Annotated in this window: 21 protein-coding genes; 13 read left to right on the top strand and 8 right to left on the bottom strand. The window is 40.8% G+C overall.

From position 1 onward, the window contains the following. Window positions 1–91: 91 nt before the first annotated feature. Both atpD and ABTP35_RS05335 read left to right on the top strand, forming a co-directional pair. Entirely contained in the window at window positions 92–1,600 is a 1,509-nt protein-coding gene (gene atpD, locus ABTP35_RS05340) for a F0F1 ATP synthase subunit beta (RefSeq protein ID WP_293298624.1), read from the top strand. 89 nt (window positions 1,601–1,689) lie between these two features. Then, window positions 1,690–1,968 carry a F0F1 ATP synthase subunit epsilon gene (locus ABTP35_RS05335; protein WP_224836209.1) on the top strand — a complete coding sequence of 93 codons (279 nt, stop codon included), beginning with the start codon at window positions 1,690–1,692 and terminating at the stop codon, window positions 1,966–1,968. Between the two features lie 52 nt (window positions 1,969–2,020). On the opposite strand, the gene ABTP35_RS05330 is transcribed toward ABTP35_RS05335, so the two are convergent. Then, the gene (locus ABTP35_RS05330) at window positions 2,021–3,820 is read right to left on the bottom strand and encodes a PDZ domain-containing protein (RefSeq protein WP_293298627.1); all 1,800 of its coding nucleotides are present in this window, start codon (window positions 3,818–3,820) and stop codon (window positions 2,021–2,023) included. A 150-nt stretch (window positions 3,821–3,970) separates the two neighbouring features. Between ABTP35_RS05330 and ABTP35_RS05325 the strand changes: the two genes are divergently transcribed. Further along, window positions 3,971–4,357 carry a DUF2007 domain-containing protein gene (locus ABTP35_RS05325; RefSeq protein ID WP_224836072.1) on the top strand — a complete coding sequence of 129 codons (387 nt, stop codon included), beginning with the start codon at window positions 3,971–3,973 and terminating at the stop codon, window positions 4,355–4,357. Window positions 4,358–4,373: 16 nt separating this feature from the next. Here the strand turns inward: ABTP35_RS05325 and ABTP35_RS05320 are convergent, their stop codons facing one another. Further along, entirely contained in the window at window positions 4,374–5,873 is a 1,500-nt protein-coding gene (locus ABTP35_RS05320; RefSeq protein ID WP_293298630.1) for a glycosyltransferase family 39 protein, read from the bottom strand. A 383-nt stretch (window positions 5,874–6,256) separates the two neighbouring features. Between ABTP35_RS05320 and ABTP35_RS05315 the strand changes: the two genes are divergently transcribed. Both ABTP35_RS05315 and ABTP35_RS05310 read left to right on the top strand, forming a co-directional pair. Beyond that, complete coding sequence (locus tag ABTP35_RS05315; protein ID WP_293298633.1) at window positions 6,257–6,832, top strand: hypothetical protein; 576 nt, start codon at window positions 6,257–6,259, stop codon at window positions 6,830–6,832. Between the two features lie 7 nt (window positions 6,833–6,839). After that, window positions 6,840–8,267, top strand: a complete 1,428-nt coding sequence (locus ABTP35_RS05310; protein ID WP_293298636.1) for a flotillin family protein — start codon at window positions 6,840–6,842, stop codon at window positions 8,265–8,267. A gap of 49 nt (window positions 8,268–8,316) precedes the next feature. On the opposite strand, the gene ABTP35_RS05305 is transcribed toward ABTP35_RS05310, so the two are convergent. Next, window positions 8,317–9,813 carry a PLP-dependent aminotransferase family protein gene (locus tag ABTP35_RS05305; protein ID WP_293298639.1) on the bottom strand — a complete coding sequence of 499 codons (1,497 nt, stop codon included), beginning with the start codon at window positions 9,811–9,813 and terminating at the stop codon, window positions 8,317–8,319. Window positions 9,814–9,906: 93 nt separating this feature from the next. On the opposite strand from ABTP35_RS05305, the gene ABTP35_RS05300 reads away from it, so the two are divergent. Together ABTP35_RS05300 and ABTP35_RS05295 are read left to right on the top strand one after the other, a co-directional pair. Then, the gene (locus tag ABTP35_RS05300) at window positions 9,907–11,739 is read left to right on the top strand and encodes a TonB-dependent receptor domain-containing protein (RefSeq protein ID WP_293298642.1); all 1,833 of its coding nucleotides are present in this window, start codon (window positions 9,907–9,909) and stop codon (window positions 11,737–11,739) included. Between the two features lie 187 nt (window positions 11,740–11,926). After that, a complete protein-coding gene (locus ABTP35_RS05295; protein WP_293298645.1) occupies window positions 11,927–12,796 on the top strand; it encodes a cupin-like domain-containing protein in 870 nt (289 codons plus the stop codon). Window positions 12,797–12,799: 3 nt separating this feature from the next. Here the strand turns inward: ABTP35_RS05295 and ABTP35_RS05290 are convergent, their stop codons facing one another. The 4 genes from ABTP35_RS05290 to ABTP35_RS05275 form a co-directional block, all read right to left on the bottom strand. Next, window positions 12,800–13,285 (bottom strand): regulatory protein RecX, encoded by a 486-nt coding sequence (locus ABTP35_RS05290; protein WP_293298648.1) that lies wholly within the window; start codon window positions 13,283–13,285, stop codon window positions 12,800–12,802. Window positions 13,286–13,292: 7 nt separating this feature from the next. Further along, on the bottom strand, window positions 13,293–15,647 hold the full coding sequence (locus ABTP35_RS05285; RefSeq protein WP_293298651.1) for a glycogen debranching protein: 2,355 nt from the start codon (window positions 15,645–15,647) through the stop codon (window positions 13,293–13,295). A gap of 90 nt (window positions 15,648–15,737) precedes the next feature. Next, window positions 15,738–17,288, bottom strand: a complete 1,551-nt coding sequence (locus ABTP35_RS05280) for a ribonuclease E/G (protein WP_252080877.1) — start codon at window positions 17,286–17,288, stop codon at window positions 15,738–15,740. A gap of 272 nt (window positions 17,289–17,560) precedes the next feature. After that, window positions 17,561–17,851, bottom strand: coding sequence for an HU family DNA-binding protein (locus ABTP35_RS05275; RefSeq protein ID WP_014032385.1), 291 nt, complete (start codon window positions 17,849–17,851; stop codon window positions 17,561–17,563). 124 nt (window positions 17,852–17,975) lie between these two features. Between ABTP35_RS05275 and mutY the strand changes: the two genes are divergently transcribed. From mutY to gldD, 4 genes are read left to right on the top strand one after another with little or no spacing between them, the layout of a single operon-like run. After that, complete coding sequence (mutY, locus tag ABTP35_RS05270; RefSeq protein WP_293298655.1) at window positions 17,976–19,013, top strand: A/G-specific adenine glycosylase; 1,038 nt, start codon at window positions 17,976–17,978, stop codon at window positions 19,011–19,013. Window positions 19,014–19,036: 23 nt separating this feature from the next. Further along, complete coding sequence (locus ABTP35_RS05265) at window positions 19,037–19,519, top strand: single-stranded DNA-binding protein (RefSeq protein ID WP_224836083.1); 483 nt, start codon at window positions 19,037–19,039, stop codon at window positions 19,517–19,519. 29 nt (window positions 19,520–19,548) lie between these two features. Beyond that, window positions 19,549–20,859 (top strand): gliding motility-associated protein GldE, encoded by a 1,311-nt coding sequence (locus tag ABTP35_RS05260; protein WP_375334472.1) that lies wholly within the window; start codon window positions 19,549–19,551, stop codon window positions 20,857–20,859. Continuing rightward, on the top strand, window positions 20,849–21,406 hold the full coding sequence (gldD, locus tag ABTP35_RS05255; protein ID WP_293298659.1) for a gliding motility lipoprotein GldD: 558 nt from the start codon (window positions 20,849–20,851) through the stop codon (window positions 21,404–21,406). The genes ABTP35_RS05260 and gldD overlap by 11 nt, the downstream gene beginning before the upstream one ends. Here gldD and ABTP35_RS05250 read toward each other — a convergent pair whose 3' ends face one another. Then, window positions 21,407–21,841 carry a hypothetical protein gene (locus ABTP35_RS05250; protein ID WP_224836086.1) on the bottom strand — a complete coding sequence of 145 codons (435 nt, stop codon included), beginning with the start codon at window positions 21,839–21,841 and terminating at the stop codon, window positions 21,407–21,409. It abuts the gene before it with no gap. A 136-nt stretch (window positions 21,842–21,977) separates the two neighbouring features. Here ABTP35_RS05250 and ABTP35_RS05245 point away from each other — a divergent pair, with 136 nt between their 5' ends. Beyond that, complete coding sequence (locus ABTP35_RS05245; RefSeq protein ID WP_224836087.1) at window positions 21,978–22,367, top strand: hypothetical protein; 390 nt, start codon at window positions 21,978–21,980, stop codon at window positions 22,365–22,367. Window positions 22,368–22,431: 64 nt separating this feature from the next. After that, on the top strand, window positions 22,432–24,546 hold the full coding sequence (locus tag ABTP35_RS05240) for a TonB-dependent receptor domain-containing protein (protein WP_293298662.1): 2,115 nt from the start codon (window positions 22,432–22,434) through the stop codon (window positions 24,544–24,546).

Below are 24,546 nucleotides of genomic sequence, written 5' to 3'. Positions count from 1 at the left end.
TCAGTTTCTGAATAAGAATGTAAAAGCATATCTTTGCAGCCGAAAAAATAGCGGTTATTTTCCGCGTATTCAATTATAAATAAACATACTAATGTCTAAAGTAACAGGTAAGGTTGCCCAAATTATAGGCCCGGTCATTGATGTTGAGTTTGAATCAGGGGTAGAGATCCCAAGAATTTATGACTCCCTTGAAATTGCAAAAGCTGATGGCTCAAGATTGGTTTTGGAAGTACAATCACACATTGGTGAGAATACAGTAAGGACCATTTCTATGGACTCTACCGATGGATTGAGCAGAGGTGTAGAGGTAGTAGCTACCGGAAATCCAATCCAAATGCCAATCGGTGAAGATGTTTACGGACGTCTTTTCAATGTGATCGGTGATGCCATCGATGGTTTGGAGGAACTGCCTAAAACTGGAGACAATGGACTTCCAATTCACAGGGAAGCACCAAAATTTGAAGACCTTTCCACTTCCACAGAAGTACTTTTCACAGGTATCAAGGTTATCGACCTTATCGAGCCTTACGCAAAAGGTGGTAAGATTGGATTGTTCGGTGGTGCCGGGGTAGGTAAAACCGTATTGATCCAGGAGTTGATCAACAACATTGCAAAAGGTCACGGTGGTTTGTCTGTGTTCGCAGGTGTTGGAGAGCGTACTCGTGAAGGAAACGATTTGCTTCGTGAGATGTTGGAGTCCGGTATTATAAAATACGGAGACGATTTCTTGCACTCCATGGAAGAAGGAGGATGGGATTTGTCCAAAGTGGACAAAGCCGCAATGAAGGAGTCCAAAGCAACTTTCGTGTTCGGTCAGATGAACGAACCACCAGGAGCACGTGCTCGTGTGGCATTGTCTGGATTGACGATTGCTGAATATTTCCGTGATGGGTCGGGAGAAGGACAAGGTAAGGACGTTCTTTTCTTCGTAGATAACATTTTCCGTTTCACCCAAGCAGGTTCAGAGGTGTCCGCACTTTTAGGTCGTATGCCATCTGCGGTAGGTTACCAGCCAACATTGGCAACAGAGATGGGTGCCATGCAGGAAAGGATTACATCAACCAAAAGAGGTTCCATTACATCTGTACAGGCGGTTTACGTTCCTGCGGATGACTTGACGGATCCTGCACCAGCTACAACATTTGCTCACTTGGATGCAACAACCGTACTATCCCGTAAAATTGCCGAGTTGGGTATTTATCCTGCTGTGGATCCCTTGGATTCCACTTCTAGGATCTTGACTCCAGAGATTTTGGGTAAAGAGCACTACGATTGTGCACAGCGTGTAAAAGAGTTGTTGCAACGTTATAAAGAGCTTCAGGATATTATTGCCATCTTGGGTATGGAAGAACTTTCTGAAGAAGATAAATTGGCCGTAGGTAGAGCTAGACGTGTGCAACGTTTCTTATCTCAGCCTTTCCACGTAGCTGAGCAGTTTACAGGTATTCCAGGGGTATTGGTTGATATTAAAGAGACCATCAAAGGATTTAATATGATCATGGACGGTGAATTGGATCACCTACCGGAATCTGCTTTCAACCTTAAAGGAACCATCGAGGAAGCTATCGAGGCTGGAGAGAAAATGTTGGCGGAAGCCTAAAAAAAGATTTCAGATGCTAGTATTGAGTAGTTAGATTTCTTTTTACTCATATCTCAATACTCACATCTAATATCTCAATACTAATAAATATGTATTTAGAAATAGTATCACCCGAAGCTACTTTATTCTCAGGAGACGTAACCTCGGTTACCGTACCAGGAGTAAATGGAGAGTTCCAGATGTTGGAGAACCACGCACCTATCGTGTCCCTATTACAAGCTGGAAATGTAAAAGTGAAAGGTAACATCACCATTGATGAGGATTTTGCCGATAAGTTTTCCAAAGGAAACAATGGGGAAACAGTTTTGGCAATATCGAGTGGTACCGTGGAGATGAAGGACAATAAAGTAATCGTCCTAGCCGATTAAAATAAATGAATTCATTCGCAAAAAAAGCCGCTCTTTAGAGCGGCTTTTTTTATTATAACTTAATGGTAAGCCATTCCTTTCTTTGCTCAAGCATTTTTTTTGATGGTTGTTGCTCTTTATCCTCCATCAAACTAAATATATAATCCGGACTTGGGGTCAAAACCATTTCTGTAGTTTTTTCCTCTCCGTACCTCGCGAATGTTACCAGTAAAGGCTCTCCTATACTGAAATGGTCTAGGTAATCCTCAAAAGATTGGTCTTCGGAAAAGGGTTTATCATTTATACTAAGAACTACATCCCCATTGTCTAGACCGGCTTGGTAGGCAGGACTGCCAATTTTTGTGTTTCTGAGAATTTTATAGCCGGATCTATCGGGCAACATGGAAACATATGCACCAAAATAGGGATAGGTTTCGGGTTGCTCCAATACAACGCCAACGGACTCCATAAGTTTTTTATAGTCGGGCATTTCACTTTTATAGATGTAATTATTGAAGAAATCGTCACCAAAAGTATTTCCTGCGTATTTTTTTAAGGCATCATGTAGGTTTTGAATGGTATATGGAATTTCGGGTTTGCCATATTTTTTCCAGATCGACTTCATATAATCATCCAAGTTCAATCCTTTTTCGCGTAGAGATAGATCTAATGCCAAACCCAAAACACTACCGTAGGAGTAGTAAGAAATAAACATGTTTTCGCGGTTTACCGGATCTACGGAGGTGGCTGCGTCCACAAAAGGGGCTTGGAAGCTCATTTCAATAGGGTTGAAAAATTGCCGTGCGGGAGAGTTCCAAACATAATTGAACGTTCCGGCCAAACCTTCCACATATACTGCGGGCGTTATTAAACCGGCTCTACAAAGAATCAAATTGGTATAATAACTGGTAAACCCTTCAGCAAACCAAAGTGCACCGCTCATATTGGCTTCTTCAAAGTCAAAAGGTTCCAAAGCTTTAGGACGTATACGCTCCACGTTCCAAGCGTGAAAAAACTCGTGGGATACTGTTCCAATGTTGCGCTCCATTCCACCGTTGGCCAAACTGCGCGTGCTTGTTAAAATGGTGGAGTTCCTATGCTCCATGCCATCACCAGAGGCATTTGGGATATAGCAGGCCAAAAAGGTGTAGCTTCCGTAGTCAAAATCGGGCAATTCGCCATAAACTTCTTTCTCCGCCAAGACTATTTTCTTTATCTTTTCAAAATACTCATCGGCTTCTTCTTCCGTGCCATTGTGATGCAATGCAAGACTGATGGTCTTTCCATCCAATTTAAACGAGCGAAGCATATAATTGCTGATTTCCGCAGGGCTGTCCATAAAATAATAAAGGTCTGGTGCCGAGTAGGTAGTTCCCGAAACCAATGGAAGTTGCGTAGCGACCTTCCAACCTAAGTCTTCACGGACATTAAAAGTTACCTCGATGCGTCGGTCCTCCAATGTTGGGGCGAACATAAAAGTCGCAGGGATATTCAGGTGGGCATGTGTTTCGTCCACTTGGGAGTAAGTGCCGCCCCCTCTATTGGCAAACAAAACGTATTTTATGTTGATGGTTCCGTCGTGTCCGCTAACTTTCCAAGCATAGGGGTTAGGTCTGGTAACCGTCAAAGCGTTTCCTTTACCGTCCGTGGCTTTAAAGCCATATACGTTTTTGGCAAATTCATGTAGGGCATACCGCCCGGGAGAAGTCCTGCTCATCCGGAACTCAACGGTGTCCGAAGTTAAATCGGGAAAAGAGGCTTCAATAATTGCTTCATGATGTTCGGCGTTCTCGAAAGAAATTTGATAGGTATTGGTCTGTGCGTTTAGTAATAGAACCGAGAATAGCAATAAAAAAGAAAGTGTAATTTTCATTTTTGGTAAAGGTTTAAGATTGACTAAGATACAGTTTAATCAACGTAAGTACTACATTTGTGGAGTGGCTAATTTTTCCCAATAATTTTATATGGATCATCATATCAAAAGAAGACCAGCATTACAATTATTCAGTAAATCGACAGAAGCATGAAAACAGAATTTTACACATTGGGAACCTTTGAATTTCCTGCCGATGCCGTAGTAATCAAAGGAAAGTTGGAAGCAGAGGGGATTCCTGTTTTTTTGAGGGACGAAGCTACCATTAATTCTGACCCTCTGATAAGTGCCGCTCTGGGCGGGGTTAAGCTTCAGGTATATTCGAGCGATAGGGAACGGGCCAAGGAAATTTTTGATGATATCCGGAGTTACGCTACCGATAGGTTGGGAAACCCAGTGGTCTGTCCCAATTGTAAAGCTGCCAAATCAGAAATTTATTACTCTAGAAGCAATGTTTTCTATAAGCTGTTTCCATTTTTTGAACCCAGAAAGTACCAATGCATGCAGTGCAACTTTATTACGAGGCCTGCTCGCTGAGCATTGGTGAATGGAATTATTCTAAGCGTTTATAAATTAGGCCTCTGCCAACAGTAGCTTCCAAATTGTAATAATCTTCTAGATAAGCATCTATGTAGGTGTTGTATTCGACCAATTTCTTGTCGAATATCTTTTTTCCTTTTCTGGCCACCAAAGTTTTAGGCCGGACAACCTCCATAATATATCGGAGTTCTTGCATTCCAGTGTTTCTGGGATTTTCCATAAACGGAAACATTTCTTCGCGGGTTATATTACTTGGGTGGGTCGCTGCTTTTGTGGGGGGTTCCGTGTTCAACAGCCAATACCCTATGTGATATTCCGTAAAAAAAATGTTCTCGGCATCCAAATTATGATCATTTATGTATTGGGGCACTTCTATACCTTCACCATTAAAAAAAGTGCCCTTTTCTATTTTGTTGGAAATAATATTCCCATACTCCAAATACGATTCCATTGGGGTTAAGATCAGCAAGATGGCAATTAGGGGCCTATATTTTTTTTGAATAGTTGGAAGTTTGGAGAAGGCAATACCCAAAAGGATCAAAATAAAGGGATATAATTGGATCAAATAATGCCCGTTCACTTTTCCAGCCTGAACAAAGGACAATAAAATGGACAGGGTAATTACAATCAAAAGTTGGATTTTTGTATCCTTCCAGTCTATTATTTTAAGAACTGAAAGGGTGATTAAAAGTCCCAAAACCACCAATACAAACGGCAATGTTTTTAAGGTGGAATGTAGTTTTCCTCCAGAATAGGCCAATGGTGCCTCAATTATAGATTGCCAGCACACATGAATTTCGTTCTGGAAATAATAGGGCAATATTGTAAGAATACCGATAAGCACCGCCCCAATCATCATACATGATAATTGCCGGATCCGTAGGGACAATTGTTTTGTTTTTTGTCCCTCCCATATTAAAAACAATCCCAAAAATACGGCAGGATACACCATGTTCAACTTGGATAGTACGGAAAGGGAAATTAGGCCCCCGATGGCCAGATAGGAAACCCAACTCTCTTTGCGAAAAAGAAGATAAACACCCATTACAAAGAACAGAATACTGATATGTTCGGACATTACACCTTGAAGACTACCGAACAAGCTTTGAAAAAAAACACAGAAAACTGCTGTCCAAAAAGCAACTTTTCTAGAAGTAATGTTTGTCGCTATACCGTAGGTGAACAAGGCTGTAAGGGCAACAAGTAAGGAACCAAACAAGCGTATTGCGATAAAGCTCTTACCAAAAAGCTTTATGATCAGGGCAAAGTATAAAAATGTAATGGGAGGCTTAAGGTCCCAAAGACGGGTGTACGGCAAATGACCATCGACCCACGATTGGCCCATTAAGATAAAAGTACTCTCGTCGCGATCTATATAATCCCTAAAAAAGAAGGGGAACCGAATACATATGGCCAATAGCGCCAAAATAAAAAAGACGGTTTTCCAGTCTAAGCTATGATACCTTAAAGAAACATTTTTTTGAAGCACGATGGAGTTGAGCAATTGGGCCATTGGTTATCTTCTGTGCAATATATATAAATTTGGATGGTTTGATAGTTTCTTTGCATTTGAAAAATTATTGAAAAGTAATTTGTAACAAAATTTGATTTGTAACTACATATAATTGGAAAGTAGAACAGATCATGTTTTTGAAGCTTCAGGCCCTCTTGGCCCCGAAATATTTGTTTTTTATTCTTGAACACCTTGGGCCTGTCCGATTGCGTTCGAAACTTACGAAGCATTTCCTAAAAAGAATGAAACGTTATGGTAAACGCTGCGAGATATCGTAAAAATGCAGAGTCCATATTACCTTCCGCTGGATAACTTTGATCCTACCAAAATATCGATTCAAAGTAGTATCTTAACACCTATAACCAACTTTAAATTTTAATACCATGGAAAATTGGTTTGCAGCTTTGACTGTGTTTGAGAAAGTCTATTGGATTGTTGCCATTGCTGGTTCGGCAATCCTTTTGGTCCTTGTAATAACAACCTTGATCGGAGGCGATGTAGATGATCTGGGGGATGTGGATACAGACATTGAGGCGGATACTGGAATTGATTTTCAATTTCTATCCTTTAAAAACTTAATGGGCTTCTTTACCATTTTCGGTTGGTCTGGAATTGCCTGTATTGATAATGGGGTGTCCACCGGACTCACAGTCTTCATTTCTGTGGTGTGCGGATTATTAATGATGCTTGCCATGGCTTCCCTATTCTACTATTTGGCAAAATTACAGAGCAGTGGCACGCTAAAACTCTCCAATGCGGTAAATCAAATAGGAGAAGTGTACCTAACCATTGGAGCTAATCGAACTCGAATCGGCAAAGTTTCCGTAAATGTTCAGGGGACACTGCGCGAACTACAAGCTTTGACCGATGAAGACCAAGACCTGGTACAGGGCAATGTGGTAAAAGTACATGAGGTAACAGACACTGGGATTTTGATCGTTAATCTTTTAAATAAATAAAACTACTATGCTAACACTACCATTACAAATGGGCGGAGGGGCTACCTTACTGGCCATAGGCTTCGCCATCCTCTTTTTCTTTATTATTATAGTCTCTTTTATAAGGCGTTATAAAAGATGTCCATCTGACCGTATTCTTGTAGTCTACGGAAAAGTAGGTACAGGTAATTCTGCAAAATGTATTCATGGTGGGGCCGCATTTGTATGGCCGGTAATCCAAGACTATGAATTCTTGGATTTAACACCAATTTCTATCGAAGTTGATCTTACCAATGCACTAAGTCGACAGAATATCCGGGTTAATGTGCCTTCTCGGTTTACTATTGGTATTTCTACAGAGCCGGGAATTATGCAAAATGCCGCTGAACGGCTTTTAGGACTTGGTATGCAAGAAGTTCAGGAATTGGCCAAGGAAATCATATTTGGTCAATTGCGATTGGTCGTTGCTTCCATGGATATTGAAGAAATCAATGCCGACAGGGATAAATTTCTGACCAATATTTCTCAAAGTGTTGAATCGGAACTGAAGAAGGTTGGGTTAAAACTTATCAACGTTAATATCACCGATATTGTAGACGAGTCTGGCTACATTGAAGCGTTGGGTAAAGAAGCCGCCGCACATGCCATAAATGCGGCAAGGAAATCCGTAGCAGAAAAGAACAGGGATGGTTCTATTGGTGAGGCCAATGCCAAACAAGATGAGCGTACCCAGGTAGCTGCGGCCAATGCCAAAGCGGTAGAAGGGGAAAACGTTGCTAAAATTGATGTTGCCAATTCAGATTCCTTACGAAGACAGCGCGAAGCAGAAGCGGAACGCACAGCGATCGCAGCAGAAAAGGTACAGGCGGCAAAAGCATTGGAAGAGTCTTATGCGGCAGAGAAAGATGCGGAAATGGCTAGGGCAGAGCGCGAAAGAAGCTCCCAAATGGCAGATATTGTCGTACCAGCACAAATAGACAAACAAAAGGTAGAAATTGAAGCGGAAGCTGAGGCCGAAATGATTCGTAGAAGAGCAAAAGGAGAGGCAGATGCAATACTTTTTAAAGCCCAGGCAGAGGCCAAGGGTATATTTGAGGTACTTACCAAACAAGCAGAAGGTCTGGACAAAATCGTTCAGGCAGCAGGAGACAACCCAAAGGATGCAGTACTTTTATTAATTGCGGACAAACTTCCGGAACTTGTTGAAAAACAAGCCGAGGCCATTAAAAATATCAAGATAGATAAGGTAACTGTTTGGGATTCTGGCAATAGTGAAGACGGTAAAAACTCAACAGCAAACTTTATTTCGGGCATGTACAAATCTGTACCGCCTTTGCAAGAAATGTTCAACATGGCAGGGATGGAATTGCCAGAATATTTAAAAGGAAAAGATAAGGTTGCCGGGAAAAACTCTAAAGAGGACTTGGACAAGCCCGAATCTTTAGAAGATGCATAAAACAGACAAACCATTTAAAGAGACCATTTTTATATGGTCTCTTTTTGTTTTATGCAGCTACTACCTGCAGATAAGCTTGTTTTAATTTTTCCATTACGATTTTGAGTTCTTCCTCGTTTAGATGTCCATACCCAAAACGAATGGCACAGGTAGCCTTATTTTGATAGAGGATGGTTTTTGGTACAAATAAATCCAGTTTTTCAGCTTCTTCGGCAAGCTTAATTAAGGATATCGGAGTTTTAAAGCGCAACCACACAGCTAATCCTCCAGAAGGTGTTCGCCAGTCAAGGATATTGGCAAAGTGCTGCTTTAATAAAACGCTTAAAGTATCTCTACGTTGCTTGTAAGTGACTATATTTTTTTTCTTGAGCCGGTATATTTCGCCTTCGGATATCAATTCGGAAAGCATTTGTTCCTGTATTAAATCTCCTTGGGCATCCAATAATTGAAGGTAGTTTTTGGCTTCGGTTATCACCTGTTCTGGCGCAACAACAAACCCAGTATGAAAACTCGGAAATAAAGACTGACCTAGTTTGCCCAAATAAATAATGTTTCCATAGGCATCTGAACTTGCCATCGGCAACATGGAACTTCCTTCAAATTGAAAATCATGGTCATAATCGTCCTCAATTACAGCAAAACCATGAATTTTGGCCAATTCTAACAATTGCAACCTTCTTTTGGTGCTTAAGGTTATTGTTGTGGGATAGTCCCTGTTGGAGCAAACATAGATGCAACGAATGTTCTCATGTAAATAATGTTCCATTATATGGCCAATATCCAAGCCTTCATCATCTACGGGCACTGTTTTTATTTTTGCCCCTGCCTGTTGAAATATCATGTTGGCCACATAATTGCTCAGTTGACCTACCAGTACCAAATCGCCCGGATTAATTAGCACCTGCGAAACAATATATAAGCTCATTTCCGTGCTTCGTGTATTTAATAAATGGGTTGGCTCAATATGAAATCCTCGAGTGGCATTTAAGTAATTACACAGTTGCGTGCTAAAAATGGAAGGGGCAAAAGCACTTGTTCTGTTCCATTTGTTGATCAACGGTTTTCGTTTCATTGCCGCACTGTACCACCTGGAAAATTGATGCACCGGATGCAGTCTTAAATCGGGCTTACCATCGCTTAAAGCATATTTAGCGGTAGTCTCTTCTTTTGTTGAAGAAAGATTAAAGGATTGTTGGAACGGGAACCCGGGGGCTTTTGGATATTCGTATGCCCGATTGATGTGCTGTGTGCTTGCCTTGATTTTTACCTTGGAATTTTCCGGGACCACGACAAAGGTTCCTCTATTGGGTATAATGTTTACCCATCCCTGCGAAGCTAATTCATCGTAAATGGCCACAGCCGTATTCCGATGAACGCCCAATAACTCACTTAACCCTCGTGTCCCAGGTAACTTGCTGCCTTTTTCTAAATAGCCTCTTTGTATCGCGTTCATAATTTGTTGGGCCACTTGCACATATACAGGCTGAACCAAGGATTTATCTATCGATACCAGCTGATTCAATAATTCAAAAACCGGACTATTCATTGTTTTAAAACTGGACTAGTTTAATCGTCCGGAAAGTTAGGACTTTTGCAGCATTAATTGAACAACTTTCAACCGAGGTTATAAATTCCAATTATGAAGAAATCAATTTTATTTTCCGCGATTTTACTTACGGGTGCTTCTCAGGTACAGGCACAGCAAGATGATGCTGTTGTAAAAGTGGATTCGTTGAGCGAAGTTGTAGTGACCGCAAATCGTATCGATCTTCCTTTCAAAGAAAATTCAAGAACCATAAACATAGTTACCTCTAGTGATATAAAGAACAGTGCTGCAGTTAATGTTGCGGATTTATTACAACAAGTTGCGGGCGTAGATATTAGGAGGCGCGGCACCGGGGGTAGCCAAGCCGACTTGTACATAAGAGGAGGCGGCTTTGACCAGACCTTATTATTGATTGATGGTGTAAAAATGGACGATGCACAAACCGGTCACCATACCATGAATGCTGCATTGCCATTGGAGGTAATAGAAAGAATTGAAATTATAAAAGGACCTGCGGCACGCGTTTTTGGTCAAAATGCATTTGCAGGCGCAATAAATATCATTACCAAAAAGAATTTGAACAATTCGGTGTCCTTAAATGTAGAGGCAGGTTCTTTTGGACAATTGAATGGTAGCGTAACGGCTGGCGTGGAAAAGGAAAACTCATCCCATATCATACATGTGGGCAGGATAACGTCCGAAGGTTATAGAAATAACTCGGATTATGATAATGGCAATTACTATTTAAAAAGTATTTTCAATAAAAATGCACAGCCTATAGAAATGACAGCTACATTTATGGAGCGTAATTTTGGGGCCGAGAATTTTTATACCACCAATCCTACCTTTAATGAGTATGAAGAAACTCAAAACAGCCTATTGGCGTTTTCTACCACTTTTAACAACAAGAAGCTTAAAATACAACCAAGAATTTACTGGAAACGTAATCAAGATTTATTTTTATTAAGAAGAAACGAACCGAGTTTTTATAGGAACATGCATATTTCCAATAAAATTGGAGTGGAAACCAATGCATCCTACCTCTCTAAACTGGGAATTACAGGTTTTGGGGTAGAGTTTTCCAAAATTTATTTAAGAAGTAACAACCTTGGTAATAGAGATCGTTTTATGTCCAATGTGTTTTTAGAGCACCGCTTTAGTGTTGCGGACAATAAGTTGGATATTACACCAGGTGTAGCACTCACCTACTTTTCAGATTTTAAGTTTAAAGCATTTCCCGGATTGGATATAGGGTATAGCCTAACAAACAATTTTAAAGTATATGGAAACATAGGTTATACATACCGCGTTCCTACCTATACCGATTTGTTCTATAACGACCCTGTTACTAGTGGAAACGCAGATTTGGAACCAGAGGAAGCTTTTGCACAAGAATTAGGCTTAAAGTATACCACAATCAAGTTTAACGCTAGTGTCGCTGTTTTTAACAGAGATGCGGATAATCTTATAGATTATATCAGAAACGATATTTCTGAAGACGTATTTACAGCTACTAATATTACAGAGGTAAATACCAAAGGTCTGGAGTTGGATGCCGCCTATAATTTTATGTTCAAAGATTTTGTTCAGACACTGAATGTAGGCTACGCTTTTTTGGATGATAATATTCTGGATCAGAATGAAGCATTATCGCGATATTCTTTGAACACTTTAAAACATCAATACACCACACGCCTAAGTACGCAATTGTTCAAGAATGTACGTCAGAATATAGTTTATAAGTACGCAGAACGTACTACGGGACAAACCTATAATGTTTGGGATGCCTCTTTGGCCGTTAAAGTAAATCAGGCTGAGCTTACCATAACGGCTAGCAATATTTTCGATGCAGATTACATAGAGTCGGGTTTTGTGCCCATGCCGCCGAGCAACGTGCTTTTCGGTCTGCGTTATAGTTTTAGATAGGCACTCCAATCTGTGTTGTAATATCGCACATGAGTAGGACGGAATGTAGTAGGAACAAAGGTCGCCCCCGAAAGCGTGGTCAAGTATTGAAGCTAAAGCGAGGCATGGGAAAAACAATTTCAAAAAGTTGGATTGGAGACCATTCAAATCCTTTTCTTAATTTAGTGGTTTCAAATTCATTGAAATCTTGAAGCTGAATCTTGAACAGATACCTCGGGAAAAAACCCTTTCCAAGAAAGAGTTTGTCCAAAAATATTTCAAGCCCCAGAAGCCAGTAGTCATTGAGCGCTTTATTGAGGATTGGCCTGCATATTCCAAATGGAGCTTGGACTATGTAAAAGAGGTGGCAGGGGACAAGGAAGTGCCATTGTACGATGATCGCCCAGTAAAACACGACGAAGGATTCAATGAGCCGCACGCTAAAATGAAGATGTCCGATTATGTAGATTTACTAAAAAGTGGTCCAACAAAATACCGAATTTTTCTTTGGAACGTGCTCAAAGAGGTTCCGGTACTTCAAAAAGACTTTTACTACCCGGACTTTGGTTTGCGTTTAATGAAAGGGTTGCCCATGCTATTTTTTGGCGGGGAGGATTCACATACTTTTATGCATTATGACATAGATCTTGCCAATATCTTTCACTTTCATTTTGAAGGGAAAAAGCAGTGCATTCTTTTTTCGCAATCCGAGACCAAATACCTCTATAAAATCCCGCATTCCTTGATTACCAGGGAGGATATTGATTTTGCCGATCCAGATTTAGAAAAATGGCCCGCCCTGCAACATGCAAAAGGGCACATAACAGAGTTGGAACATGGTAATGTCCTTTACATCCCGGAAGGATATTGGCATCATATGAAATATATAACGCCCGGATTTTCAATGAGCTTGAGGGCGGTTGCCAGAAAACCCAGGAATTTTGGCCAAGCGGTCTACAATATTTTTGTAATGAGGCATTTTGATAACCTTATGCGAAAATTCAAAGGACAAAAATGGATAGACTGGAAGAACGAGAAGGCCGTGGAGCGAACACAAAAGCTATTGCTCCAAAAATAAAAGCTACTTGATCAGCTCGTTGGTTTTTTCGTAGACCAAATGGCTCTCCCATCCACGGTAGAGTAAATAATCTGCCAATTTCTTCTTTTTTTTAAAGCTATTGGTTTCCTTGATCTGGTCTAATCTTTTTCTGGCCAGCTCATCCAAGGTCCTTAAATAATCTTCATCGGAGATTTCGGCCAGGGCGCTCTTTATGTTGTAGGCAGAAATGTCCCTATACTTTAACTCATTTTTTATACGGTTTGCCCCCCACTTTTTAATATTGAACTTTCCACGTGCAAATGCCTTTGCAAAACGTTCCTCGTTCAAAAAGTTTTCCTGTATCAAATGCCCAATAATTTGATCTATGGCCTCAGGGATCATGTTCATATTTTTTAGTTTTTCCGTTACCTCTTTGTGGCATCGTTCCTGGTAGGCACAGTAGCGTTCCATTTTTTGGGTTGCTTCTTGGATGGAGTAAAACTTCTGTCCGGAAAATTGTGATCTCATAGATTGCCTATTTGGAAACAACAATGTCCTTATCCGAAAAAGTAAGGATGGTTTTTCCATTTGTTGTGGTCCTTTCTGGATTGCCCTCGGTTGCCATATAATCTGCCTCGGGCAATACGAGCCTTATTTTCCAATCGCCACGAGTCTGTTGAATCTTGATTTTGCTGCCAGAGTACCAAATCGAAACAGTATTGTCCCCTACTTTTACATTTTCCAAAGATGCTTCGCGCCATTCCGTTGGCATCTGTGGTTCAATAACAATGGTTTTTTTATGCGCCATAGGTTGAATTCCAAAAAATTGATTTACAATGGGAACAGCAAAGGCATAAATATTCCAAGCTTGGGTCATCATTCCGTAATCCGGGGAAACTTCGTAGATACTTCCCGGTAGCGCATAGCTAAAAGTGCGGGACATTCTCTGTAAATAGTCCAAAGCTCGATCTGGACGACCATAATTGTTCTCGGCAATGGCCTGTACCCCTGTTGGGAGTGTCATTACCGCACCGGTATAGGAAAATACCTTGCTACCTTCAAAGGAACCATCGTCCTCGCCTGCGCTTTCATCACGATCGATCCCTGTTACAAAAACTCCAAATGGATTAGTAAATTTTGTGGCATTGTCCAAGGCCAAAATCGCTTTGGTGGAATCTGCAATTCCCATTTCCATGGGAGTGTTCACCACCCAGTTATGATAAAGCACAAAAGGCCTGGGTGTATCGGAAGGGTTGCTCAAAATTTGTTGTTTGGTGGCCTCCAGCTCTTCAATGGCCCAAGGTTTGTTCAAAGTGTCCGCCCTTACCAAGGCATCTTCTATTAAATGAAGGGCTTGGTCATCGGTTCCAATAAAATCCGCATAAGAATTAAACGTCTCCGACCAAAACTGTTCGTTGATCTTTGTCTTTAGCTCATCTGCCAAATTTTGATATTTTTTGGCCAATTCCGAATTGCCCAATTCTTCGGCTATCAGGGCAGCATCGGCAAAAGCTCGTTGGGTGTAAGAGGCAACATCGATCATTTCACTGTCAAGTCCATGGATTTCCATCATTCCAAAGCCATCGGGAAAAAGGTTGTTGTTGTCGTCGTTTTCTTCCAATAGCCAATTCAACCCCTTTTTTATGGTCGTAAAATACCTGGTCAAAAATTCTTTGTCGCCGTTCCATTTGTATATTTCCCATATCAACGATGTGAACTGGGGAGTTTCATTAATATTACCTTTATTAAAAACTACTCCGTTGGTGGACATTTCATGAAGAATCCTACCGTTGGTGTTAACGGCCATGGAAACACTGTCCAAAAGTTCTATGGTCTGTTCAACTACTTTATCCTGTCCAATGGCCATGTAGCCTTTTAGGGCATATTCGCTATCGACCCCAAAATACCAGGGGTAATCCGGTATACCGGCCCCAATCCCTGTTCCTATTTCTGGAATTGTGCGCACCAACCAATCACAATTGTACTTTAACCACTTAAAGGTTTCTTGTAAGTGTTTGTCAGGAATAGTCAGCTTGGACTGATTTGCAAGCGCTTCGTAGCGGGATTTCTTTTCTTGAAACAAGTCTTTGCGTTGGCTCAGTATGGTTTTGTATTGATCTAGTGCAATTTCTTCGGAAGTATAAGAGCCAGCTACGGCAAAGTTGATAACCTGCTCGGATTTAGAAGGTACTTGAACGGTATAGGTTAAAGAATGGGAAGTACCGTTGGGTTGTTTTGCACTTTTGATTTCCTGTGTTGCAATTGGGGCTTGATCCGACCCAAAAACATTGTGCCATGGATTTAAACTGTCTTTTACCAACCAGTGATTTTCTTTTAAAACCCCATAGTCTTTGGTGTCCAACATTTTGGATTGTTCTCCTAGCCATGTGGGTCTTAAATTGGTGTGCCCAGTGAATTTTAATTGTCCTTCTACATTTTTGGAACTATTGTTTATTATGATGAACTGTATCGAAATGCCTTGAATGTTATCGGGTACAAACTGAACTCGCTCAATTACAAGGGTATCGTCTTCAAGTTCAAAAATGTGTTTGTTGGCAAAGGGGTAGTTCACAAATTCCGAAGCCTTGTTGAGTAAATATGTGTTTGCGTTCACAGTTAGTTCTGCATCAAAGCCATCCATAAGTTTAATGGGGTGGTTCCATATTCCACCCATTTCGCCCTTTATATGCCAACCCAAAGGCGGGAAGGTACCATCTTGATGTCCGACCATGTAAACTCTGTTCCCGGCCGTAACAAAAGGAGAGGACAAATATTCGCTGTTCCCCGAAATACTGGGGGACTCTTTCAATATGTCGGAAAGTAACGGTTCAGATTTGGGGGTACAGGCCAAAATCAATAAGGAGCAAAGCAAGGGGATTCTAATTTTCATAATAATTGTGCTTGTCTTTCAAAAATAAAGCTTTGAACGGAAATGTATAAAAGCAAAAAAGCGACCCCAAAAATATGGAGTCGCTTTGTATTATGCTCGTATTGTTTTACCGTCTTTATCCTTAAAACGATATTCGAGATACGTGTAAGCATCCCTAGGTTGGATCTTTATCCATTTTTTATAGGTTTTGAACCATTTGGAACGGATAGATGGGAACCCTTTGGTAAGGTAAGCTGCAATAAACGGATGGATATTAAGAACAATTCCATTGTTTTTTTGCTTTTGTTTTAGGATTCTTTCCAAGTCCGCTTGGATCTTATCGATCAACACAATGGGAGCTTCTACTTCGGCTCCCGCCAGGTTCGGGTTTTCCTCGCTGGTTTTTATATTCATTTCCGGACGCACTCTTTGTCTTGTAATTTGAACAAGTCCAAATTTACTCGGGGGCAAAATTTTGTGTTTGGCCCGATCGTCCTTCATTTCTTCCCTAAGGTGATCGTACAGTTTTCTGCGGTGATCGCCTTTGGTCATATCAATAAAATCCACAACGATGATTCCACCCATGTCCCGCAATCGTAATTGTCTTGCAATTTCGGTAGCGGCCAATAGGTTTACCTCTAATGCTGTATCCTCTTGGTTTTTTGCCTTGTTGGAGCGGTTACCACTGTTTACGTCTATAACGTGCAGCGCTTCCGTATGCTCAATTACAAGATAAGCCCCTCGGCTCATGGATGCAGTTCGGCCAAACGAGGTTTTTATTTGGCGTTCAATACCAAATTTTTCAAAAATGGGTGCCGAACCGGTGTATTGCTTTACAATGGATTCTTTTTCTGGCGCGATTTCGTGCACATAATCCTTGATTTGGTTGTAAAGCGTTTCATCATCAACATGGATTCCGGTAAAGGAATCGTTGAATACATCCCTAAGGATGGAGGAGGCCCTGTTCAATTCCACCAATACTTTGGATGGATGGGGCGCTCTTTGCAATTTCTTGCACATTGCTACCCATTTGGATAACAAGTTCTGGAGATCTTTGTCCAGTTCTGCAACCTTTTTGCCTTCTGCTACGGTACGGATAATTACACCAAATCCTTTGGGTTTTATACTTTTTACAAGTCTAATAAGTCGGTCCTTTTCTTCTTTGCTCGCTATCTTTTGGGATACCGAAACTCTATCTGAAAAAGGCACCATTACCAAGTATCGCCCAGCGATAGAAAGCTCGGAGCTTATTCTTGGTCCCTTGGTGGAGATGGGTTCTTTTACAATTTGTACGAGTAGCGACTGATTGGCTTTTAATACATCGTTGATGCTGCCATTCTTGTCAATATCTTTTTCAAATGGAAAATCTTTTAGGGTGTAGTCCTTTAACTTCCCTGTTTTAGCTTTTTTGATAAATTTCAACATGGAAGACAGTTGCGGTCCGAGGTCATGGTAGTGCAGGAACGCATCTTTTTCATAACCTACGTTAACGAAAGCCGCATTAAGGCCCGTTACGGGTTTTCTAATCTTGGCTAGGAAAATATCCCCTACGGAAAAGTTGTTGTTGTCTTCTTCTTTGTGTAATTCTACTAATTTTCCATCCTTTAATAAGGCAAAATCGACTGCTTCCGGCGTAGATCTTACTATTAATTCTCTATTCACCTGAATCGATTTTAATTTATCCCACATGAATTTTGGGACAAATGATTAAACAATATATGGAATCGGTTATTTTTCGAACCGATTGAAATTCGTTTTTGGAATCTCTATGTCAAAGAACGTAATTGGGTAAAACGAAAAAGTAGTTGAAACAACTACTTTTTCTTGTGTCGGTTAGCTCTTCTGCGCTTCTTGCGCTTGTGCGTGGCTACCTTATGTCTTTTTCTTTTTTTTCCACTCGGCATATGGCTCTTGCTTTTGAGTTGTTAATTATATTATTTTACTTGTACATTGGTCTTTACGCCCTCCACAAATACTTTGGCCGGCTTAAAAGCAGGAATATTGTGTGCAGGAATTTTTATGGTAGTGTTCTTGGAAATATTCCTACCTGTTTTTTCCGCTCTGGTCTTGATGATAAAGCTACCAAAACCTCTTAAATAAACATTGTCTCCATTCTCTAAAGATGATTTAACCTCCTCCATAAAGGATTCAACTGTCGCTTGCACGTCTCCTTTTTCAATACCTAGTTTTTCTGAGATCCTAGTTACAATATCTGCTTTCGTCATTTCGTCTTATTAATTTTCTAATTTTTTTCGGCTTGCAAATATAAACATTATAATTAATCTTTCCCTTTAACCCTTTAATTTTAAGTATATAAACTGATACATTTGACCTTTATTACTTTCTTTGATGAGTTTTGCCCAAAAAATCCTGAATTGGTACCATGAAAATCAGAGAGATCTGCCATGGAGAAGAACACGTGACCCATATAAGGTTTGGTTATCGGAAATTATACTCCAACAGACTCGCGTTGTGCAAGGTATGCCCTATTATTTGCGATTTGTTGATGCTTTCCCAACGGTTCAAGATCTTGCCAAAGCACCCGAAGAACAAGTGTTGAAACTATGGCAGGGGCTAGGATACTATTCCCGAGCGCGAAACCTGCATGCCACAGCAAAAATAGTGGCGAACAATTTTGATGGCCAATTTCCCAATACATATAAGGAGTTAAAATCGTTAAAAGGGGTTGGCGATTACACCGCAAGTGCCATTGCATCTTTTTGTTTTGATGCTCCGGAACCGGTTGTGGACGGAAATGTATATCGTGTATTGTCCCGATATTTTGGTGTAGATATACCTATTAATAGTACCAAGGGCATCAATTACTTTAAGGAATTGGCCCGAGAGGTAATGGATTCGGGGAACATTAGGGATTACAATCAAGGTATAATGGAATTTGGAGCCGTGCAATGCGCCCCCAAAAAACCCTACTGTTTACTCTGCCCTTTACAAGAAAGTTGTGTAGCAGTCAAAGATGGAAAAGTGAGTGAGCTACCTCTAAAACTGAACAAGACCAAGGTAAAGAACCGCTATTTTAATTATGTAATTCCCATCGATCCAGAAAATAATACCATCTTGGAGCAAAGAACAGCAAAGGGTATTTGGCAAAATCTGTATCAGTTTCCCCTTGTAGAGTCCGATAAGAACCTTAAGGCGGAGGAACTAAAACTTTTAATCCAAGGTAATGGCCAATTGCCGGAATATGAGTCCTTATCCTTATATAATAATGAAACCATTGTGCACAAATTGTCCCATCAACATTTGCACACAAAATTTTGGATCCTAAAAACTTCCTATATCTTAGAGGAGGGAACGCCCTGGAAAAAGATAGGCGGGTTTCCTGTACCAGTTTTAATAGCTGATTTCATCAAGACATTTAAAATTTAGTACTTTTGATTAATTAAAGAAATATGAGCGGAACATTAAACAAAGTAATGCTGATCGGGCATTTGGGGGACGAAGTCAAAGTACACTACTTTGAAGGAGGCAATTGTATCGGCAGATTTCCCTTGGCCACCAACGAGACCTATACCAACAGGCAAACGGGCGAAAGGGTTACCAATACGGATTGGCACAACATTGTGGTACGGAACAAGGCTGCTGAAATTTGTGAAAAATACCTGAGCAAAGGCGATAAAGTATATGTGGAGGGCCGTTTAAAAAACAGACAATGGCAGGGTGAGGACGGAAATACCCGATACACTACCGAAGTACACGTACAGGATTTTACCTTTTTAACGACCAAAAAGGAAAGCTTGTCCGCCGGACAAGGAGGAACGGTGAATGCACAGACATCCCCGTCGTCTTCGAACTACCAAGAACCATCCAAGCAGGAAAGACCTTCGGCGCCTATTCAAAATTCAGAAGAAGAGGATGACGACCTACCATTCTAAGAACTAAAGATTAAAAAAGCAATATTAAATTGGATCCCGAGCCCCATAGTTTGGCAATTTATCTTACCACTTTTAGTGGAATATTCACCTTAAAAATTGTTGTGCTGGTACTGCTATTGGCATGCTCCGCATTAATTTCGGCCGCAGAAGTGGCACTTTTTGGTCTCTCGCAGACCAATTTGAACGAAATGCAGGAAAACGATTCCCAACGAGGCAAACTTGTTGTACAATTGTTGGACAAGCCCAAAAAGTTGCTGGCCACCATACTGATCACCAACAATGCCATCAATATTGGAATTGTTCTACTATTTAGTTCCATTGGCGATACCATTTTTGAAGGAATCGAAGGAACCTTGCGCTTTTTATTGGAAGTGGTAGTGGCCACTTTCTTAATATTAATGTTCGGTGAGATCTTGCCCAAAATCTACGCGAACCGCAATCGTGTTCAGTTTTCCCATTTTATGGCCATTCCCCTAAAAGGACTCAATTATATATTTACCCCTTTAAGTTCCCCAATGCGGTCGATTACATTATACATGGAAGATAAGTTGGGAAAGAAAAAATCCAATTTAAGCATTAATCACCTATCGCAAGCGCTCGAACTGGCCTCCGAGGGGGATACCACCAAAGAAGAACAGAAAATATTGGAAGGCATCGTAACTTTTGGCAATACCGATACCAAGCAGGTAATGCGACCGCGGATAGATATTTTTGCCGTCAACGAGAAAATGAAATTCCCTGAGGTAATCGAGGAGATAAAGAAAAACGGCTATTCTAGAATTCCGGTATTTTCGGAAAATATGGACAATGTTTTGGGTGTACTTTACGTGAAAGACCTTTTGCCTTATATCGATAGAAAAACCTTTAACTGGATGTCCTTGATACGAGAGCCTTACTTTGTCCCGGAAAACAAAAAATTGGACGATTTGTTGCTAGAGTTTCAGGAAAAAAAGAACCATTTGGCCGTGGTCGTGGACGAATATGGCGGCACCTCTGGAATTGTTACCTTGGAAGATATAATAGAGGAGATCGTTGGGGATATCAGTGATGAGTTCGACGACGAAGATCTGGTATTCTCCAAATTGGACGACCATAATTATGTTTTCGATGGCAAAACGGCCTTAAAGGATTTCTATCGGGTCGTAAAAATTGAAGAAGAAGAGGAGTTCGAGAGCAAGAAAGGAGAATCCGAGACCATAGCGGGATTTGTGTTGGAAATATCGGGCAGTTTTCCCAAGATCGGAGAAAAAGTTATGTTCAAGGACTACCGCTTTATTGTGGAGAGCATGGACAAGAAAAGATTAAAACGAATAAAAGTTACATTGCCACATGAAACATAAAATTTTGATTTTAGTTATGGTAGCCTCCCTATTTTTAAGCTGTAAGGATGATGTGTTGCCAAAGCCCAAGGCCATGTTGCATTTGGATTATCCAACCGCCCAATACACAATTACCGATGCCGACTGTGTATACACCTTTAATAAGAACACACTTTCCAATATAAAAGAAAACAAGGATTGTTCTTTGGTTCTGGACTATCCTATTATGAACGGGTCTATATATTTAACGTACAAGCCTGTGCGGGGTAACCTGGATACCTTATTGGTAGATGCACAAAAATTGTCGTACGAACATGTGGTCAAGGCCGACAATATTGTTGAGCAACCTTTTATCAATGCCGAGAAAAAAGTCTATGGGATGTTTTATGAAGTAAGCGGCAATGCCGCATCGCAATCCCAGTTTTATGTAACGGACAGTATTAACCACTTTGTAACCGGATCCCTGTATTTTTACGCAAAACCCAATTACGATTCCATTTTACCGGCCGCTATATATCTACAGAACGATATCAGGAAAATTATGGAAAGTCTGGAATGGAAAAACTGATTATTGCACAGTATCCTTGGCAAGCAGTGCCTGCGCGCGCTCAATGCTGCCATTGATCTTGTCCTTCACCACTTTTACCTTTTCCTCTTCTTCGTCCAGCCACTGTTGCTTTTCTTCGGAAAGCTCTTTTCCTTCCAATATTTCTTCGTGGTCAAACCTGTCCCCAAAATCCTTCATCCAGTCCATCATGGCCCTATTGGCTTCTTGTAGATCCTTCATGGCTACTTCGTAATTCTGTCCCATTTCGGTGGAATCCACTTTTGGCTTTATTTCGCCAACAAGCTTTCCTATGGTGCTCATCTTAGGCATTACCTCGTCATGGATGGCCATTACCTTTTTCATTTGGGAGGACTCTTCCGTCGATTTTTTTTCCTCTTTACAGGAAAAACTCAAGAATAGGACAGAGCAAATTAAAATGGCTTGGAATTTTTTCATTGTGTACAAATTTTGCACAAAAATAACCATACCACAAACACTATCATACAATTCGCAATCATTAAATCCGGTAAGATGATTTTTGTCATAAAAAACAATAGGGACTACGAATATATTTGCTTTCAAATTCATGTTTTTGCGAAGAATTGTTTCCATATTCAATTTTAGAACAGTTTATACGGGCTTGTTCATCAGCTTAATACTGATGAGCAATCTTCGTTTTTCTTCCATGTATGTGTATTACAGTTTGGATAGGGAAGGTTTTGTAGAACAACTTTGCGAAAACAAGGATGTGCCCGAATTGAACTGTGATGGAAAATGTGTTTTGGCACAAATGCTCAACGCACAAACCGAAGACGACGAGCCCTTTCCACAAATTGGTTGGGAGGAGGTTTTGGTGTTTTATATGGAATTGCCTAAAGTTTTTCTTTTCCGTAGTGATGAAAACGGTCTAAACGTATTTTATCACAAGGATCACTACACATATAGTTTTACCGATACCCCATTAGAACCACCAAGGGTTTAAGGTTTTTTTCTGAAAATGGTCTGTAGCCTGGACCATGAATGTTAAATCTTAAACAATAATCAAAATGAATAAAAGTATACTGGCAAAACTATGTGTTTTGCTTATGGGTACCGGTGTGCTGTACGCGCAACAGTCTACCGAACAAGATACCTTGACCAAAGAGCCGGTGCAATTGGACGAAGTACTGGTAGAAGGAAAGAGAAAGACGGACCCTGTTTTTTCTACCTTTAAAAGTGAACCGGCGCGAAAAATTGTGCAATCCAAAAATGTAGCCGATCTATTTAAGGACATTAATGGCTTTGGGTTGATCAAACGGGGAAATTATGCAATAGACCCATCGTTTCGTGCTTCCCAATACGAGCAATTGAATGTCCAGTTCAATGGCGGCACCAAAGTTATGCATGCCTGCCCCAACCGAATGGACCCCATAACCACCCATGTAATCCCCGAGGAGATTGAACGCGTAGAAGTTGTAAAAGGGCCGTATACCTTTAGGTATGGTCCAACTTTTGGTGGAATTGTAAACTTGGTGACCCAAGAGGTGGAAAAGCAGGCAAAAGGTTACCATGGTACCGTTAATTTTGGTGGGGAGAACAATGGAAACGCCCTTACAAGTTTCGCTAATTTAAAATATGTTGGAGAGCAGTTCGATGTAAACCTGAACTTTGGGTATCGTGATTTTGGAAATTACGAAGATGGGGATGGCAACGAAATACCATCATCATTCAGAAGTACGGATTATGGAGTGCAAGTAGGCTTTAATCCAACGGAAAACCAAAGATTGCAAGTTGGTTTTAGACAATCCTTCGGAAGGGATGTGCTGCATGCCGGTCTGCCCATGGATACCGAAATAGACGATAGCAACGTACTTTCGGTAGATTATAAATTGGACAATATTTCCGATGGATTAAAAACCTTGAACGCTAAGGTGTACCGTTCCAAGGTAGATCATGTAATGACCAACGAACTGAGACCTAGCTTTATGATGACAGAGGCAGTTTCGGAAGTGGATGCGACTACAATTGGTGGCAGGGTCGAATTGGAATGGCGCCCCGGTTCAGATATAAAGCTCTACACGGGATTGGATGCATTCTCCGTAGGAAGAACGGGTGAAAGAACCCGTTTGGTGAAAAGGAACATGATGACGGGAGATCCACTGCCCGCTCCCATGGAGTTTGTGGATGGTGTTTGGCAAGATTCCCAAATAGATGATTACGGATTGTTCGTAGAGGCAAAATATCCGTTATCCACCAAGCTTTTGCTCAACGTCGGGGCAAGGTACGATATGGTTCGTTCCAAATCCGATGACCCTTCCGATGATTTTATCGCAGAATATCCCGATTTGGATACTCGAACCGAGCACAATATAAGTACAACAGCCTCCTTCAAATATATGGTGTCTTCGGATGTCTTGTTAGAGTTGGCATTTGGTAGAGGTATGCGATCAGCGAACATGATCGAGAGGTATATCAACCACTTTACTGTGGGGCAGGACCCATTCGAATATGTGGGAAATCCCAATCTGGATGCCGAGGTAAATAATCAATTTGAGCTGGGGATCAAAGCAAAATCAGACTTTGAGAATTACTTTTTTAACCGTTTGGACTATGGAGCGTCGGTTTATTATTCCATTTACGACAACTATATTGTTCCGGTAATTGACCCAACTTTGGACAAAAAATATATGCCAATGGCAGAACCGACCGAAGTTAAACGGTTCGTGAATTTGGAAGATGCATACAAAACAGGATTCGAAGTTTATGGAGAGTTGGCATTTTTGGAGGACTTTAGCTTTAAAACAGAGTTGTCCTATGTTTATGCAAAAAACAAGGATTTGAATGAATCCCTGCCGTTGACCCCACCTCTAGTGACACGTTTTAACTTTAATTTTGAAAAAGAGAAAATATGGGCCAAGGCCACTTATACGCTTACTTCGGAACAGTCGGACATTGCACTGTCTTTTGGAGAGCAGGCCACAGATGGTTATGGTGTTGTGGATTTAAGTTTTGGTGCAAGACCATTCAAACATTTTACAGTGGGAGTAGCTGCATCCAACATTTTTGATGCGACCTACAACAACCACTTGAACTTCTCTTTTGTGAACCAAGCTGATTTTGGTCGGGTGCCCATTAACGACCCAGGAAGAAATCTATCCGCATTTGTTCAATATAAATTTTAA

Source organism: Flagellimonas alginilytica, assembly GCF_042134605.1.
GTDB lineage: Bacteria > Bacteroidota > Bacteroidia > Flavobacteriales > Flavobacteriaceae > Flagellimonas > Flagellimonas alginolytica.
Note: the sequence above shows the minus strand (reverse complement) of the source record. Positions and strands in the feature narration are given on the sequence as shown.